Origin of the sequence: Desulfomicrobium orale DSM 12838 (assembly GCF_001553625.1) — a bacterium.
Classification (GTDB): Bacteria; Desulfobacterota; Desulfovibrionia; order Desulfovibrionales; family Desulfomicrobiaceae; genus Desulfomicrobium; species Desulfomicrobium orale.
Genome location: NZ_CP014230.1, coordinates 592,040 through 609,335, shown reverse-complemented (window position 1 = coordinate 609,335; position 17,296 = coordinate 592,040). Strand labels below are relative to the sequence as shown.

At 47.0% G+C, this 17,296-nt stretch carries 13 protein-coding genes and 4 pseudogenes; 14 read left to right on the top strand and 3 right to left on the bottom strand.

The features are described from left to right. Positions 1-704 precede the first annotated feature (704 nt). A pseudogene (locus tag AXF15_RS13335) lies at positions 705-1,464 on the bottom strand (IS5 family transposase). Positions 1,465-1,540: 76 nt separating this feature from the next. Continuing rightward, positions 1,541-2,307 (bottom strand): IS5 family transposase gene (locus AXF15_RS13330; RefSeq protein WP_236884806.1). Its coding sequence is split into 2 segments (ribosomal slippage): positions 1,541-1,974 and positions 1,974-2,307, totalling 768 coding nucleotides; the frame shifts between segments, so codons are not numbered across the junction. Positions 2,308-2,567: 260 nt separating this feature from the next. On the opposite strand from AXF15_RS13330, the gene AXF15_RS02650 reads away from it, so the two are divergent. From AXF15_RS02650 to AXF15_RS14810, 10 genes and pseudogenes are all read left to right on the top strand, one after another. Next, positions 2,568-3,002 (top strand): ArsR family transcriptional regulator, encoded by a 435-nt coding sequence (locus tag AXF15_RS02650; RefSeq protein ID WP_335338898.1) that lies wholly within the window; start codon positions 2,568-2,570, stop codon positions 3,000-3,002. Between the two features lie 69 nt (positions 3,003-3,071). Continuing rightward, the gene (locus AXF15_RS13325) at positions 3,072-3,902 is read left to right on the top strand and encodes an FkbM family methyltransferase (protein WP_083517821.1); all 831 of its coding nucleotides are present in this window, start codon (positions 3,072-3,074) and stop codon (positions 3,900-3,902) included. 22 nt (positions 3,903-3,924) lie between these two features. After that, a complete protein-coding gene (locus AXF15_RS13320; protein WP_083517820.1) occupies positions 3,925-4,458 on the top strand; it encodes a class I SAM-dependent methyltransferase in 534 nt (177 codons plus the stop codon). A 14-nt stretch (positions 4,459-4,472) separates the two neighbouring features. Beyond that, positions 4,473-5,558: a glycosyltransferase family protein gene (locus AXF15_RS13315; RefSeq protein WP_169793579.1), complete on the top strand. Its 1,086-nt coding sequence runs from the start codon at positions 4,473-4,475 to the stop codon at positions 5,556-5,558. Positions 5,559-5,775: 217 nt separating this feature from the next. Then, positions 5,776-6,912 (top strand): lipid II flippase MurJ, encoded by a 1,137-nt coding sequence (locus AXF15_RS13310; protein WP_083517818.1) that lies wholly within the window; start codon positions 5,776-5,778, stop codon positions 6,910-6,912. 412 nt (positions 6,913-7,324) lie between these two features. Next, the gene (locus AXF15_RS13305) at positions 7,325-7,999 is read left to right on the top strand and encodes a class I SAM-dependent methyltransferase (RefSeq protein ID WP_083517817.1); all 675 of its coding nucleotides are present in this window, start codon (positions 7,325-7,327) and stop codon (positions 7,997-7,999) included. A 13-nt stretch (positions 8,000-8,012) separates the two neighbouring features. Next, the gene (locus tag AXF15_RS13300) at positions 8,013-8,825 is read left to right on the top strand and encodes a TylF/MycF/NovP-related O-methyltransferase (protein ID WP_083517816.1); all 813 of its coding nucleotides are present in this window, start codon (positions 8,013-8,015) and stop codon (positions 8,823-8,825) included. A gap of 141 nt (positions 8,826-8,966) precedes the next feature. Beyond that, a pseudogene (locus AXF15_RS14470) lies at positions 8,967-9,151 on the top strand (IS5/IS1182 family transposase); the annotation flags it as partial. A 150-nt stretch (positions 9,152-9,301) separates the two neighbouring features. Then, positions 9,302-9,688, top strand: a pseudogene (locus tag AXF15_RS14815) (IS5 family transposase). After that, positions 9,600-9,986 carry an IS5 family transposase gene (locus AXF15_RS14810; protein WP_417926396.1) on the top strand — a complete coding sequence of 129 codons (387 nt, stop codon included), beginning with the start codon at positions 9,600-9,602 and terminating at the stop codon, positions 9,984-9,986. Before AXF15_RS14815 ends, AXF15_RS14810 begins: the two are co-directional and overlap by 89 nt. 44 nt (positions 9,987-10,030) lie before the next feature. Here the strand turns inward: AXF15_RS14810 and AXF15_RS13290 are convergent. After that, positions 10,031-10,786, bottom strand: a pseudogene (locus AXF15_RS13290) (IS5 family transposase). A 132-nt stretch (positions 10,787-10,918) separates the two neighbouring features. On the opposite strand from AXF15_RS13290, the gene AXF15_RS13285 reads away from it, so the two are divergent. The 4 genes from AXF15_RS13285 to AXF15_RS02595 are packed head-to-tail and all read left to right on the top strand — an operon-like array spanning position 10,919 to position 17,296. Then, complete coding sequence (locus AXF15_RS13285; RefSeq protein ID WP_083517815.1) at positions 10,919-12,052, top strand: glycosyltransferase; 1,134 nt, start codon at positions 10,919-10,921, stop codon at positions 12,050-12,052. Beyond that, complete coding sequence (gene asnB / locus AXF15_RS02605; protein ID WP_066602929.1) at positions 12,040-13,986, top strand: asparagine synthase (glutamine-hydrolyzing); 1,947 nt, start codon at positions 12,040-12,042, stop codon at positions 13,984-13,986. The genes AXF15_RS13285 and asnB overlap by 13 nt, the downstream gene beginning before the upstream one ends. Then, positions 13,983-15,128 (top strand): glycosyltransferase family 4 protein, encoded by a 1,146-nt coding sequence (locus tag AXF15_RS02600; RefSeq protein WP_066602925.1) that lies wholly within the window; start codon positions 13,983-13,985, stop codon positions 15,126-15,128. Before asnB ends, AXF15_RS02600 begins: the two co-directional genes overlap by 4 nt. Beyond that, complete coding sequence (locus AXF15_RS02595; protein ID WP_066602924.1) at positions 15,128-17,296, top strand: STT3 domain-containing protein; 2,169 nt, start codon at positions 15,128-15,130, stop codon at positions 17,294-17,296. The genes AXF15_RS02600 and AXF15_RS02595 overlap by 1 nt, the downstream gene beginning before the upstream one ends.

Below are 17,296 nucleotides of genomic sequence, written 5' to 3'. Positions count from 1 at the left end.
TGATGCAGAGTGACGCATTATGGACAGTTCGCGTTGTGGAGATAGCTCGAAGCCGAGTGCATTCAGGCCCGGGCGCGTCATCTCCATCCTCCAGGGTCGGCCTGCATCTTCCGCAGTTCTTTTTCCCCCTTCACAAGGAGCGTCTTACTGTATGGAGATCGAGGGCGCCGCACAAGCGGTGTTTCACTTCGTCTGGCAGACAAGTGAAAAATGGACCCTGTATGCCCTATCCAGTCCCTTTGAAGTAAATTTTTGCCGGGATAAATGAGCTTCCGGACGTCTAGTTTCAATTCTTCCGAGGCAGACAGAATCACGCTCGTAACTCCAATTCTGGATTTTTTCCGAACAAGCGATAGTCGCAAGTGTGGACGACATCTGTCGTTTGTACCTTTATGCACAAGGCGTTCCTTCATTGTCATCAGTTTGTTTTTATTAATATTTATTTTTTTATGGCTCAATAACAGATTGTTTTGAACCAAAAAAAACTTATTTGTTGCCCTGGTGTCTTTGAAATCAACCCGAAAATGGTTCTGCCTCGCAGAATCTGGATTACAGAAGGTCATGTCTGGTAGAGTGGGGTTTTGCCTGAGTAGTTTGGCGGTAAGCTTGTGGATATCTTCGTGCCTATGGTTGAAGCGAAATTCTCGTCCTTTTCAAAAGTGTGCTTTGCCAAGTTGTAAACCACCCCAAGTTAGATAGTGTCGTCAAATTATTTCTGCCCACAATGAGATACACCTGATTTGCACGGCGGCAAGGAAGGAGAGGCTTCGTTTTGCATAACGCGTGGCGATGCCACGCCATCTCTTGAGGTGAAGAAAGGCGTTCCCGACCAGGTGCCGTACACGGTACAGTTCTCTGTCATAATCGCGTTGCTCCCTGCGATTCTTTCTGGGCGGGATGACGGGCTGGCAGCCGGACTCAACAGCCTTGTCTGTAAGTTCATTGCTGTCATATCCGCGATCAGCCAAAAGCATCTCCGCGCTCAAGCCGTCAATCAATGCGCACGCTTCCTTGCAATCAGCTCTGGTACCTTCTGTAACAGCAACTCTGAGCGGCATACCATGCGCATCCACGGCCAGATGTATTTTGGTGTTGAGCCCCCTTTTGTGCGACTCATCGCCTGGTTGCCGCCAACCGCTCCGGCAGCATGGGGATGCACTTTGCAATGGCTCGCATCAATCATCAGCCACTCATAGTCAGGCTCAGCCATGAGCACCTCAAGGAGTTTTTCCCAAACACCCCGGTCACGCCAACGGCAAACCGGCGACGGGTATTTTTCCAGTCCCCAGGGTCAGGAGGCAGATCACGCCATGGCGCTCCCGTCCGCAATATCCAGAACACCGCGTTAATAAACAGCCTGTTGTCTCCGGCCGGGTGACCAACGCTCCCCTTTTTGCCAGGGAGATGCGCCTGTATGTTTTCCCAAACTCTGTCAGAAATATCGTGTCGTCGATGTGCGTACATAGCCCCTCCTGTCATACATGAAGAGGTGTTGCCATATTATTCATAGTTTGACGACACTATCTAGGTTCAGGCCTCATTAAATGAGATAGAAAATGAGGGAAGCCGCGAGGCACAGAGCTGAAAAGAAGGTATGCGCGCAGCGGTCATAACGCATGGCAATTCTGCGCCAGTCCTTGATCCTGCCAAACATGATCTCGATCTTGTGCCGCTGTTTATACAGATCTTTATCGTACGGGCAGGGTCTCTTCCGGCTCCTTCTGGGCGGGATGCAGGGCGTAATGCCTCTGGCGCGCAGGGCATCACGGAACCAGTCGGCGTCATAACCACGGTCCGCCAGCAGCTCCCTGGCCTCAGGCAAAGCATCTATGGCATCCATAAGCAGGGTGGCTCCTTTGTAGTCGCTTACCTGGCCTGCCGTGAGCGTCATGGCCAGAGGCCTGCCGTGGCCGTCGCAAAGGGCATGGAGTTTGGAGTTCAGCCCGCCCTTTGTGCGTCCGATGCAGCGGGAAAGAGCCCTTTTTTGAGCAAACTGGCGGCGGTTCGATGCGCCTTGAGGTGGGTTGCATCGATCATCACTTGGCCATCCTGTCCCGCTGTTTTTGCCAATTCGGTAAAAATATTGTTGAAGATGCCCATCCGGCTCCAGCGCAAAAAGCGGTTGTACAGCGTCTTGTACGGGCCATACTCGCGCGGCGCGTCTTTCCAGTGCAGGCCATGTTTGATGACATAAATGATGCCGCTTATGACTTTCCGGTCATCGACCCGCGGAATACCATGTGAACGTGGAAAGAAGGGCTTGATACGCTCCAGTTGTTCGGCAGAAAGGTAGAAAAGTTGGCTCATGGCGTCCTCCCTGGGCACAACTAACCAACTTTTCTGATTTTTACAATTAATGAGGCCTGAGCCTAGCAATGGATCGATTATAAGGGAAGGCTACAGAAATAAAGCTGGGTCGGGGAAGATATTGCTACTTCTGTGCTTGATTTTTGTTCAGATAAATTGTACACAAAAGTATGTTGTCTGAGCTTTTCACGTCCAAGACGCGTATCCAGCTCCTCCTGAAGCTTTTTTTGAATCCCGATGTGTCCTGTTATCTGCGGGAGTTGGCTGCGGAATTTTCTGTTTCTCCCCATGCAGTGAAAACAGAGCTCGATAGCTTGGCTGACGCTGGATATCTGACCCGGGAGAAGCAGGGGCGATCCTTGTTCTTTCGTGCCAATACGGGGCATCCGTTTTTCCCGGAGCTGCATTCCATTGTGAAAAAAAGTCTCGGAATTGACCGGGTCATCGAAGAAGTCCGGCAAAGCCTGGGCCAGATTCAGGCCGTGTATATCCTCGACGACTACGCTCAGGGCAAGGACTCGGGGCTCATTGATCTGCTCCTCGTGGGCGAGGTGGATTCCGCTTGTTTGGAAGATTACATACGCATCACCGAGGAAAAAACCCGGCGTAAACTGCGAGTGTTGGTTGTGACGGGAGAAGAATTTGATGAGTCAAAAAAAATGCTTTTACAGCGGCCATATTGGCAGGTAATGTAGTGTTCTTGCGGAGTTAAGGAGACTACGCATATTTTTCGAAGATGAATAATTTTTTTCTGTGAGGGGATAATGATAGTAGATATATTAAAAAAAATTATAAATTTTTTAGGGATTAGAAAATATATTCTTAAATTATTAACAGTTTATGGAAGGATATTCCCCTATAGGGTTGTTTCTAGGGGAGGAATTAAGTATGGCATTGATTTAACAGAAGCGATTGATTTCAATATATTTCTTGGTGGTTGGGAGCCAAAAACATTAAAATTTTTGCGCGACAATTTAAGAAGTGGAGATGTTGTTATTGAAGTTGGGGCCAATGTAGGGGCTCATACATTAGTCATGTCCAGAATTGTAGAAAAATCTGGGCATGTTTATGCTTTTGAGCCAACAGACTTTGCGATGTCAAAATTAAAAAGAAATGTGGAGTTGAACAAAGAATTTAGTGGGAATATTACTTTATTGCAAAATATTGTTACAAATGGAGAGCTAAGCGTACCAAGGCAGAGGATACGTTCAAGCTGGAAATTAGATTCTGAAAGTCCTGCCGTATATGCAGAAGAAGAATGTAGCTTTTCGGAGCCAGTATCAATAGATAGATTTGTTGATGAATATAAGATTGGTAAGCTGAACCTCATAAAAATAGATACAGATGGATATGATCTAAAAGTTCTCCAAGGAGCTCAAAAAGCACTTTCTGTATTTAGCCCAGTGGTATTTATCGAACTGTGTCAGTATACCCTAATGGAACAGGGAGATTCGGTTCAAGAGATATTTTATCTCTTAGCAAATATAGGTTACACCGGATATTTTGAAGATGGGCAGAAGATAATTTCCATCGAAGAAGTGCTGAATTTTGTAAAAATGGACACATCGATTAATGCCATTTTTAAATTTTCTTAGTCAGAAAATAAAGGATTATCTCATGAAGCTTCATCTTGGATGCGGGAAAAGATACATTGGCGGATATATTCATATAGATGCGATAGAATATCCACATATTGATCATGTTTCAACAATTGACCATCTGTCTTTCATCCCTGATTCAAGTATTGATATAATATATAATTGTCATGTTCTTGAGCACTTCAAAAGAAGGGAGGTTGGGACTGTCCTTTCGGAGTGGTATCGTGTACTTAAAAAAAATGGAGTGTTGCGTACTGCTGTCCCTGATTTTGAAAAGCTTTGTGAAGTTTATAGGCGATATAAGGACATCTCAAAGATTGTTGGCCCAATATTTGGAAAACAGGATTATCTTTATAATATACACTATAATGTATTTGACTTCGAGAGCCTGTCCGCTGTCCTTGCTTCTGCTGGATTTGGAAAGATTCAGCGGTATGATTGGCGGGAAACTGAACATGCAGATGTGGATGACTTTTCTCAGGCTTATATCCCTCACATGGATAAGGAAAATGGAATTTTAATTAGTTTAAATGTTGAATGTGTAAAATTATAGCCCTTGTATTTAATATGAAAAACGTATGCCTTTTTAATTTTCCAGCGATGGAAAATTTCCATGGATACAGACTGAAATCTTTTGATCCATTAAAATATTTTAGCCGTTTTGCTCATTGGGGTTTAGGGGATCTGTTTCGCTTTGGGGTTCATGGATGGAATTATCGGTGTGCTTTACTGGATGCTGGTGGAATAGATCGACTGTATCGAGAGAGAAATATTGAGTATATGCAGATGATAAAGGATTTTGTGGATGAATTTAAAGATTATGATTTAATTGTCATGTCTACATATAATTTTATTCATCCCGAGGTTTGGTGGAAGTATCTGCAAAAACCAATCAAAATTCTTGGATTTATAGATGATCCTTATTCAACTCTGCGGAGGGATTTGCCTTGTTTATGGGCTTTTGACGGGGCATTTTATATCTCTCCAAGCTACATTGATGACCTTCTATTTAAGGATGTATTTAGTCGTTGGGGGAAGCCTGCTCGTTGGTTTCCTCTTGTTTTTTCAAAATTTGAAAAGCCACAAGAAGATAATGAAGAGTTTTTTAGGCGACGTAAAATTGATATTTGTTATGTTGGAAATCCACATCCAATGAAAATAGATAGGCTAATAAAAATTAAAAAATATTTTAAGGAGAGGGTAAATATCTACGGGAGATGGAAATTTAAGGGATATGAAGGATTTTTGCGCTGTCTTTATGGGAGGAAAATATATCCGTATAGAGTTCATTCCCTTACAGATATAGAGCGTAAAATATTGTATTGGAATGCAAAGATAGGTTTTAATATGCATGTTTCTGATGCATGTTATGAAACAGGAAACGCTCGTATGTATGAAATTCCTGCACATGGCATGATGATGGTTTGTGATAAGGGTGGAGCGAGTGCTCACGAGTTTATTTTTGAGGATGGGACAGAAGCTATCTACTATGATTCAATAGAAGAGGCAATTGAGGTTATGGCCTATTACTCTGTACACGAAGAGGAGCGTGTGTCTATAGCTCGGCGTGGGTATGAACGTTTTTGGGAGAATTACGAGTGGGAAAAAAATTTAAAAGAGTTTTTGGATTGGGCAATCAATCTTCAAAAATGAATAAGTTTTATCTGCATTGCTCGCGACAGATCACAGATCACTATGAGTTGATAAAAAATTTTTTCCTTGTTAGTTTCTTTATGCTATTAGGAAAAATTATTGGTGGGGCAAAAGAAGTTGCAGTTGCTTGGCGTTACGGCGTTTCACCGATGGTGGATATATATGTACTAATTTTCAATATTATCAATTGGCCAGGAGTAATATTGGGGGGGTTTTAATGACCGCAGTTATCCCTCTTGGAGCTCCGCTTTATCGTCGATCTCCGCAGGAAGGACTGCTTTTTTTTTCTGAGGTTTTTGGGTGGGTATTATTTTGGGCAATTATTCTTCTGGGCGGAGTGTATGCTCTGCTTTCATTCGTAATCGGGCATGGTTTTCTGGGACTTGACTCAATGCAAGCTCGACTTGCGGATGATATGTATGTACCTCTGTTATCGACTCTTTTTTTTAATTGCCTAATTGCTTTTTTTTCGCCTTTGATTCTTATTGCTGGACGACACTGGAATACTCTTGCAGAGATAATTCCTTCTATATGTATTTTTTTAGCTCTTATATTTTCAAACATATTTTTTAACCCTTTACTATGGGGAACTGTGGTTGGCTTTTTCCTGCAGTGTATTTTTTTAATTTTTTGTCTGTTTTCTTTAGATATTCCTCTTCGTCCAAGTTGGGCTTTTTCATCTCCAGAGTGGGTAAATTTTTCAAGGGTGCTGTTTCCGCTAGCTGCTATTCAGGCTCTAACAATATTTCCTGGGATTATTGACCAAGTTTGGGCAGCTCGCTTGGAAACTGGATCTGTTTCTATATTCAACTATGCAAATAGATTGTTTTCTTTGCTGAGCTCTTTTGCAATGATCGTGATTGCTCGATCTATGCTCCCTCTTCTTTCTATGCAGGCAAGAAGTTCTTTTGTCCTTCGACTTACAATTCAATGGATGGTTATCGTATTTATTTTGGGGACTTTATTGGGATCTCTGTGTGCATTATTTCTTGATGATATCGTTAAAATTTTTTTTGAGCGAGGTGCTTTTACTGTAGCTGATACGAAATATGTGGGCAGAGTATTTTTTTATTCTTTGTGGAGCATCCCTTTTTATTTTTCTTTCTTTTTGGGATTGCAACTTTTTTTTTCTACAAGACGATATTGTATAATCATCTTTATATACTTTATAATGATTCTAGTTAAATTCGTTGGAAATTTTTTTTTGATACGGATCTACGCCGTTTCTGCCTTTATGTTGACGAGCACACTGATGTATGCTCTTGGGCTGATCTTGATTATTGCGAGCCTTGTAACAATTCGAAATGGTAGAGAGGAGGCTCGATTGTTTTGGACGGAAAACGATAGAAGTTAGCTTCTTCAAGTAAATATGCTAAAAATGTTTGATGATGCCTGTATTGATATCGATGGCGAGAACATATCTTGCAATCAAATTTAAATTTGATTGTAGAGGTTATTTGGGCGAAAAACGTGGTTTTCGGTTCGTTCGCGGCGGCATAGTCGCCACGCTATCTGAATTCAGACAGCATGAGAAGCCGTTTCTGTTGTAAATTTGATTATGAGATAGCATACTGGAACGTAACAGATGTATCGAGACTGTTTCGCAAAAATATTGGAGTAAATTGTCCATGACAAAATTAATTGCAAGAGCGCTATCCGTTTATGTTTAGGAGATGGATTTCAGAATCAGCTAAGTGTGCTTTACCTGTCACCATAATTTTCACGTGAATTAATTTTGATGCAATGTAGAAGTGTAGGGAGTAAGAATGGAACAAAAAAAACTTTGGGACTACTATCAAGCAGAAGGAAAGTCGATTTTTGGTGGGAGTTATCTACGTCTCCATTTTCTTGCTTCAAGATGTAAAAAAAAAGAAAAGGTTTTGAATATTGGCATTGGAGGTGGACTTTTTGAGAAGATTGCTCTGCATAAAGGATTGGATATTTATTCGTTAGATCCGAGTGAAAATGCAATTGAAGAGTTGACGCATATAATCGGTATTGAAAAGGCAAGAGTAGGCTTTTCAAATAAAATTCCCTTTTTAGATAATTTTTTTGATGTAGTAATTATGAGTGAAGTTTTAGAGCATCTTGAGGGAGATGTTTTGAAAGAAACATTTCGTGAGGTGTATAGAGTCCTTCGGAAAGGTGGACGTTTTATGGGGACAGTGCCAAATGATGAAGTCTTGAGCGAATCAATTATAATTTGCCCCGGATGTGGAAATAGATTTCATCGATGGGGTCATCTTCAGCAATTTAACAAATATAATTTGAGAGAGATGCTTCAAAATACATTCTTATGTGTAAGTGTTGTTAAAAGAGGATGGCTTTCTCGTGAGCGTCTGAATGTTCTAACTTGGATTTATTCAAGGTTAAATGACTTATTATATAAGCTTAATATGAGAAGATATAAGGCGAACTTATTTTTTTGTTGTAAAAAATAGTGGAGAAAGAATCATGACGGGAAATAATTTTTTTTGGAGGAAAATATTTCATACTCGTGTCTTTCGAGGAATAAAGTCGGCATATTATTTGATTCGTACTGATCAGTATGATATGTTTCGTATTTTCTTTTTAAGAAAAATAGCTCGTATTATCATGTTGAAATATAGATTTAAGTGGCCACAAATGATGTGGTGGGATAATGATGGGTTTAATAAAATACTTTCAGTGTTTGACGAGCTTGATAGTCTAAATACTGATAGGCGGTGGATGCTTTCTCAGCTTGTTCGTTTGACAGATAGCGTGCATGGTGATACAGTAGAATGTGGGGTATATAGAGGGTTGGGAACATATATTATATGTAAGATTAATTCATCTTGTACATTGAAAAGAACCCATCACGTTTTTGATTCGTTCTCGGGTGTTTCTTGTCCTGCTGATGTTGATGGAAAGCATTGGGCTAAAGGAGATCTTTCTTATGAGGAGGATTTAGTACGTAAAAATTTGGCAGATTTTTCTAATATTATATTTTATAAAGGATGGATTCCAGATAAATTTCAGAAAATTTCAGACAGAAAATTTTCCTTTGTTCATATTGATGTAGACCTCTTTCAGCCCACAAAAGAAAGTCTTGAGTTTTTTTATCCACGTCTTAATGAAGGTGGAATCATTCTTTGTGATGATTATGGCTTTACAACATGTCCAGGAGCAACCAAAGCTTGTGATGACTTTTTAGTCGACAAGCCAGAAAAAATGCTGGCTATGTCCGGAGGAGGGGGATTTTTCATCAAGGGAGTACCTACGTCTGTCGGGTGGAACAAAATATAGGTTTGAGTCAGACGCATCCATAATCAAATTGGATTTTAATTATGGGATGCGTCCTATTACTGCAGGTACATTGCTGATTGTATATGGGCTTGTAGGTGTGCCGAAAAGGCATAGGTGCTGAAAACTTTTGGAGCAAAGTAGATCAACCCGGTTATCCCTCCCCGGAAGAGGTGTAAGCTCCGCAGGATTACGGCAAATATCTATATGGCCTCCGGCGTCTGGTAGAAAATGCGTTTCTGGAATTGAAACACTGGCTTCGGATCACTACTCGATATGCGAAGAATATGGCATCATTCTTGGCTGTTGTGCACATTAGGGTTTGTTGAGAATCAGTAGCAGCTATGCTCTAATGCCACTACGGAAAGAAGAGCATTGAGTGACAGGCGGTGGGCGTTGATGGAAGCGCATTGCCTTTGGAAATCCTAGAGTGTGTTTGCAAACTTTATAACCAGCGTGGATTCGTGTAGTTTTTGGACATGTGCTATACCGGCATTTCCGATGAAACCTGGCAACGGCTTGAGCCCGTTCTGCCGCTCGAGGGTTCACCCAAAGGCGGCCGTCCGGCCAAAGATAAACGAACATTCATAAATGTAATCATCTGGTTGCTGCGCACCGGGGCTCCCTAGAGGGTCCTGCCGGAAGAGTATGGTCCATGGAATGCCGTATATTCCCGCTTTCGACGTTGGCAGATAAAAGGATTCTGGAAAGCAGTCTTTCTCACTCTGGCGTCTGACCCCGATCTCGAAGCGGTGATAATTGATGGTACATACATCCATGCCCACAAACATTCGGCTGGCGCAAAAGGGGGCAGCACAGGCAGACGCGCCCGGCAATCCTGTATCGTTTTTCCTTACAGGAGGTGAATGCGCGGATATCAGTGTTGCGCCGCAATTACTTGAAGGGGTTCGTGATTGCACTGTTATTGCCGATAAAGGCTATGACAGCGAGCCATTGGTTCAACTCCCTGAATCAAGAGGCTGTACCGTAGTTATTCCTCCACGCTCAAATCGTAAAACACCTCGTCGGTATGATCGGCATCTTTATAAGGAACGGCACCTTGTTGAATGCTTTTTCAATAAAATTAAAGAGTACCGCAGAGTAGCAACACGTTATGAAAAGCTTGCTCAAACCTTTCTTTCGTTTACTTGGCAGCTTCAATGATTTGGATTAGATAGTTTGCAAACATACTCTAGGCTCAGGCCTCATTAATCGAGATAGAAAATGAGGGAAGCCGCGAGGCACAGAGCTGAAAAGAAGGTATGCGCGCAACGGTCATAACGCATGGCTATTCTCCCAATCCTTGATCCTGCCAAACATGATCTCAATCTTATGCCGCTGTTTATACAGATTTTTATCGTAACAGATGGGCCTCTTTCGGTTCTTTCCAGGAGGGATGCAAGGCGTAATACCTCTGGCGAGCAGGGCATCACGGAACCAGTCGGCGTCATAACCACGGTTCGCCAGAAGCTCCCTGGCCTCAGGCAAAGCATCCATAAGCAAGGCGGCTCCCTTGTAGTCGCTCACCTGGCCTTCTGTGAGCGTCATGGCCAGAGGCCTGCCGTGGCCGTCGCAAAGGGCATGGAGTTTGGAGTTCAGCCCGCCCTTTGTGCGTCCGATGCAGCGGGAAAGAGCCCTTTTTTAAGCAGACTTGCTGCGGTGCGATGGGCTTTGAGGTGGGTGGCATCGATCATCAATCGTCCATCTTTTCCGGCTGTTTTTGCCAGCTCGGTAAAAATATTGTTGAAGACGCCCATCCTGCTCCAGCGCAGAAAACGGTTGTACAGCGTTTTATACGGACCATACTCACGCGGTGCATCTTTCCATTGCAGGCCATGTTTGATGACATAAATGATGCCGCTTATGACTTTCAGGTCATCGACGCGTGGAATACCGTGCGAAAGTGGAAAGAAAGGCTTGATACGCTCGAGCTGTTCGGCAGAAAGATAGAAAAGTTGGTTCATTGCATCCTCCTTTGAGCACAGCTAACCAGCTTTCTTCATTTTTACAATTAATGAGGACTGAACCTAGGTATTACCTAAGTTTTAGGTAGAGCTTGCCATATTTTCATTTTGAAAAAACGGTCAATTCTTGGGATGAAAATTTGTTTTCTTATTACCGGCCTTTCCGTAGGGGGCGCAGAAATGATGCTGTACAAACTGCTGAAGCACAGCTCATGTTTACGGCAAGGCGTGGTTGTATCTCTCATTTCAGGCGGAGAGATGGCTCACCGGATTGAGGCCCTTGGTGTTCGTGTGGTAGGTCTGCATATGAGGCGTGGGCTGCCGGATATCTCTGTCTTGTGGCGTTTGGTCTACTTACTCCGTTCTGAAAAATTCGATCTGCTTTCCACCTGGATGTATCATGCGGATTTTTTGGGCGGAGTAGCTGCTTGGATGGCGAACATCCCTGTCCTCTGGAATATTCGCAATAGTGATTTAGATGCAAGTAAAACAAAGTGGACAACAAGAGCTTTGGTAAATTTGTGTGGGAAATTATCCCGAGTTGTCCCTGAACGAATTATCTCCTGCTCTGCAGCTGCGCGAGATATCCATGTAGAACTCGGATATCAAAGAAAGAAATTTCAGATTATCCCAAATGGCTTTGATTTACAGGGTTTTAAACCAGATCCCGAGGCACGAAAATCTGTCCGAGCTGAACTCGGCGTGCCAGCCGATGCACATCTTGTTGGAGTTGTTGCCAGATTTGATCCACAAAAGAATCATGTAGGCTTTTTAGATGCCGCCCAGCACATCGCCAAGGCCAGACCGAATGTACATTTTGTGCTCGTAGGAACAGAGGTCACTTGGGAGAACGAAACTCTTCGTCAAAAGATAGAAGATTCAGGTTTGCGTGCTCGGCTTCACCTGCTTGGTTCTCGTACAGATATTGCCCGCATGATGGCCTCTTTTGATGTGTTGGTTTCTTCTTCTTATGGAGAAGCGTTTCCTAACGTATTGGGCGAAGCCATGGCTTGCGGCGTGCCGTGCGTTGCCACAAATGCCGGAGATTCGGCATATATTGTGGGTGACACTGGGCGAATTGTTTCTGTGGGAGATATGCATGCATTGGCAGGCTCTGTGGTAGACGTGCTCTCTATGTCGTCTACAGAAAGAACTGCTGTGGGGAACCGGGCTCGAGCACGAGTGGAAGAGTTGTTCGAGATTGGACAAATCGCCAAGGAATATGAAAAGATATTTGAGGAAGTGCGACACACATGTGTGGCATAGTTGGTATTTTTTCCCAATCGGGTGACCTTTTCCCCATTGATGCCATGACCTCGGCCTTGGGGCATCGCGGGCCGGACGCCGGAGCTGTATGGCTGGATGCTGAGGGAGGTATTGCACTTGGGCATCGCCGTCTGTCCATTGTGGACCTGTCCAAGGCTGGAGCACAGCCGATGCATTCTCCATCAGGGCGTTTTATTTTGGTATTCAATGGCGAAATCTACAACCATTTGGAATTGCGCCAGCTCCTTGGGCATACTTCCTGGCGCGGCCATTCAGATACAGAAACCCTGCTGGCTGCCATTGAGTCATGGGGGCTGGAAAAAGCTCTGAGCCATAGTGTGGGCATGTTTGCCTTTGCGCTGTGGGATACACGGGAACGACATCTCTTTCTGGCTCGGGACCGCATGGGAGAAAAGCCCCTCTATTATGGTTGGCAGGGAGGGTTTTTTTTATTCGCCTCGGAATTGAAGGCCCTGCGCCGTCACCCCGCTTTCGGCGCGGACATCGATCGCGGTGCACTGGCTCTATACATGCGGCACAATGCCGTGCCCGCACCGCACTCCATTTACACAGGCATCCGCAAGTTGCCGCCCGGTACATTTTTATGCGTGACGCAGGACGCTCCGGATACCTGCCCGCAGACATACTGGTCTGTTGACGATGTCGCGCGAAAAGGTTTGGCTGCGCCTTTTTCCGGCTCAGACAGCGATGCGGTGGCGGAGTTGGACGCACTTTTGCGGCAGGCCATTTCCGGGCAGATGGTGGCCGATGTTTCTTTGGGCGCATTTTTGTCCGGGGGATTGGATTCGTCCACAGTGGTTGCCCTGATGCAGGCGCAATCCTCGAGGCCGGTACAGACTTTTTCCATTGGTTTCGTCGAGGCCGGATATAACGAGGCTGAACACGCCAAAGCCGTAGCCGCTCATTTGGGTACGGATCACACGGAATTGTATGTGACCGCGCGGCAGGCTCTGGACGTCATCCCGAGGCTGCCGCTCATCTATGACGAACCTTTTGCCGATTCGTCGCAGATCCCTACATTTCTGGTTGCCGAGCTGGCCCGACGGCATGTGACCGTGTCTCTCTCTGGTGATGGCGGCGACGAGCTTTTTGCAGGGTACAACCGTTACATCTGGACCCGCTCCATCTGGAATGCCGTACGCTTCTGGCCGCGTCCGGTCCGAAGGCGATTTTGCCGTCTCCTGACACGGATTCCCACATCTTCCTGGGATACATTTTTCGCAGTGGCGATGCGATTGTTGCCTAAGGGATGGCGCTATTCCAACCCCGGTGACAGGATGCACAAATTGGCGGAAATTCTGGACGCCGCCGATCCGAGAGGTATTTATCAGGCTTTGGTTTCCCATTGGAAAGAACCTGAAGCCTTGATGCTCGGGGCGCGTGAACCGGAAATCTTGCTGGCGAAGCCGGCGCCATGGCGGGAATTGGGTGATGTGGAAAATGTTATGATGTATCTGGATCAGCAGACCTATATGCCCGATGACATACTGGTGAAGGTGGATCGGGCGGCCATGGCCGTGTCGCTGGAATCGCGGGTGCCTTTTCTGGATCACCGCGTGGTGGAATTCGCCTGGTCAGTGCCGCTGAGTATGAAACTGCGACACGGGCAGAGCAAGTGGCTGCTTCGGCAGGTTTTGTACCGCTATGTCCCTTTAGCCTTGGTGGATCGCCCCAAGGCAGGGTTCGGCATACCCTTGGATGCATGGTTGCGCGGTCCTCTCCGGGAATGGGCCGAGGCTCTGCTGGCGGAGAGCCGTTTGCGTGCGGAAGGGTTTTTTGCTCCAGAGCCGATACGTCGCAAATGGGCCGAGCATCTGGGTGGAGCGCGGAACTGGTCGTATCTTTTATGGGATGTCCTTATGTTCCAGGCTTGGCTGGAAGAGACGCGGCGCCCCACGGCGGGGCTGGCGTGAGGTTTGTTTTCCTGTCCCACGTGGATGCCAATCTATACCTGTTCCGCCTGCCGGTCATGCGCGCACTGGTGGCTGCCGGTCACGAAGTGATCGCCCTGTGTCCGCGCGGAGAGTTCTTTGAAAAATTTGCTGAGGCCGGAGTGCGGGTCGAAGAATACTTCCTGCGCCGGAAATCCAGGAATCCGCTGTTAGAGCTGCGCACATTGACCTCCTTGTGTGTCCGCCTGAGAAAGCTGCGCCCGGAGGTGCTGCACACATTCACTCTCCGCCCCAACCTGTATGGCGCTCTGGCCGGGTGGCTGGCCGGAGTACCACGTATTTTTGGCGCTGTGACAGGGCTGGGTAGTTTTTACGTGGACCGGGCTCCCAAGGCACGCATCGCGCGATGGATGCTGAACTTTGTTCAGCGCCAAGCTTTTCGCATAATGGAGGGAGTTGTCTTCCAGAACCGCGACGATTTGTTGGCCTATGCCGCCTGGGATATTGTGCGCGGAAGAAAGGCGCGTCTCATTCGCAGCTCCGGAGTGGATACGCAGGTCTTCCGCCCTGACGCTGTGGGTAAAAAAATACTTGCCGGACTGCGTAAGGATTTGCGAATCGAGCCGGGGCAGATGGTCGTACTCATGGTGGCGCGGGCCATCTGGCACAAAGGCTTGGCCGAGTATATGGAAGCCTCGGCGCTTTTGCGGCAACGCTTTCCACAGGCCGTATTTTTGCTGGCGGGAGATGTGGATGAAGGAAATCCATCCTCGGCCAGCCGGAAGTATCTGCTTGCCCAGCAGGTTGTTCGCTGGCTGGGGCACAGGGATGATATTCCTGCATTGACCGCGCTGGCCGATATATGTGTGTTGCCCAGTTATCGGGAGGGGGTGCCACGCACGTTGCTGGAGGCAGCGGCTGCGGGTAAACCCATTGTTGCTACGGATGTCGCAGGTTGCCGGGAGGTTGTGGGTCACGGCGTGAACGGCCTGTTGGTACCGGTACGTAATGTCGGGGCTCTGGCCGATGCCATGGGCCGGTTAGTGGCGGACCGTTCTTTGCGTGAGGAGATGGGGATGCAAAGTCGGAAAAAAGCCGTGGATGAATTTGATGTACAGCATGTGGTGCGGCAGTACTTGGAATTATACAAGGTAAACGAGTGATGGCGGCAGATAAAAAGCAAAATGTTTCTGTGGCAGTGACTGGCAGTGCTTCAGAATCACATGTTTTCTGGAGGCTGGGGGAAAACGGTGAGTTTTTTCTGGCATTTTTTCTGGCGTTTTTTCTGAACGCAGGGCTGCGCCTGATCGAATATGCCGGGTGGCAGGCGGATATTTACCAGGTGGGCCCCGAGCCGCTCATGGCCACTCACGATGCTTACGCGTGGCTGGCTGGAGCCAAGGGGGTGGGGTTTTACGTATCGTCGACATTTGCGAAGATGATACAATGGATACACAAACTAACGGGATTGCCTCTCGGCGTGATCGGTTTCTGGCTGCCCGTGTTGCTCATCCCCTGGATGGCTCTGCCTGCCTGCTTCCTGGCCAGAGCCACGCTTCTGACCGAGGGGGGAGTGGTTTTTGCGGTCATGTCCGCGTCAAGTATCGGCTTTTTGGTACGTACGCGGCTTGGATTTTGCGATACGGATTTGATCTCTTTGCTGTTTCCTTTGGCTTTTGCCTGCTTCCTCATCGCCTGGTTCATGGCGCGAACCCGTGGCTCCTGGCGGTGCACGGGGGAAGAACTGCCGCCGCATTCGCGCATGTCTTCAGTGCTGCTGCTTTTGAGCGGAGCGTGTGGCGCCCTGAATATGAACATGTACAGTCAAAGCGGAAGTATTCTGCTGGCCGTGCTGGGTATGGCTTTTCTCTCGAGTCTGTTTTTGGCCCCCAGAAAGGACTGGCCGGAACTATGGACCGGACTGCTTGCTGTCTATGCCTTGACTTTCGGCGGTGTGCCCGGCCTTGGCGCCGCTCTGGTGTTGGCAGGTATCCAGACTTTTCGTCCCGAATTGTTACGCCATAAGGTCACTTTTGTGGCTCTAGGCGTAGTTGCCCTGTTTCTTTCCTATCATTTTGGCTTGCATAAAAATATTAGTGCCTATCTTCAGGCCATTGCCGGATATGCCAAAGGTGTCACGGAAGTGGGCAACAAAACGGCTTTACAACTGCCAGGCATTACTCAGAGTGTTCGCGAGGCACAGAACTTGGCTTGGGGTGAGGTGGCCGTACGCGTGGCGGGCAGTTCGTGGCTTTTTATTCTAGGCGTGGCTATGTATGCGCTCGCCGTATACCGGCGGCCGCAGCTTCTTCTTTTGTTGCCATTCTTGGGCTTGAGCATGGCCAGCGTGAAGCTGGGCAACCGCTTTGCCATGTTTGGCGGCGTGGCGTTGGGCGCCGGCTTCGGATTTGGTCTGGCCGAGGCGATGCGGATGCTCGGGCAGCCCCAGGGGCGGCGCTGGATCGCCCAGCTGGCAATGTGCGTTCTCGTATTCTGGCCCATGGGCGAGCTTATGGGGAGCATGTCGCCGGTGCCAGTGCTGCCCCGTGTTTACGCACAGACATTCTTGGATTTGCGCGAAAAAATTCCCTCTGATGCGCGTCTGTGGCAGTGGTGGGACTATGGTTATGCTGGACAATACTATGCCGAACGTCTGACCTTTGCCGATGGCGGGGCTCATGATGGGCCTTGGCTCTATCCTCTTGCCCGGGTGCACTGTGCGCATTCGCCCATGCAGGCCAGCCAGCTTATGCGCTTTGTGACCCACGCCCAGCGGGAATCATCTCGGCAACAAAATGCGTCCATTTACTATTGGGACAACCCCGTGAAAAGCTTGGACGTTTTGGGTGCGGAGAACGCGACGGAGTTTGTGAGCAGCTTGGCGCATAAGGCTCTGGAGTTACCGCAAGATCTGCCAGATCAGTATTTTGTGGTATCTTGGGAAAATCTGCGTCTTTCCTATTGGATCAGTTTTTACGGTAATTGGGACCTGATATCCGGCACCGGTGCTCCAGGCCAATTCCAGCAGCTTCAGGGGCAATTCGGCATCAATACGCAAACAGGACATATCACGGTACAATCCCGTCAGACCCCCATTGACTCGCTTGATGTCATTGATGACGGCAATGCCACCCGACGCATGACTTGGCAGAACAGCTCCGGTTTGCATCTGGTGCTGAATCAGCGTTCCAGCCAGGCCTTCATTATGGATGCTAAAATTTATAAATCCATGATGGTACAGATGCTGATCGGCAATCCCAAGGATTTTGAGCCATATTTTCAACTGGTGGAAGACCAGTATCCTTGGACGCGGGCCTACAAGGCCATGTGA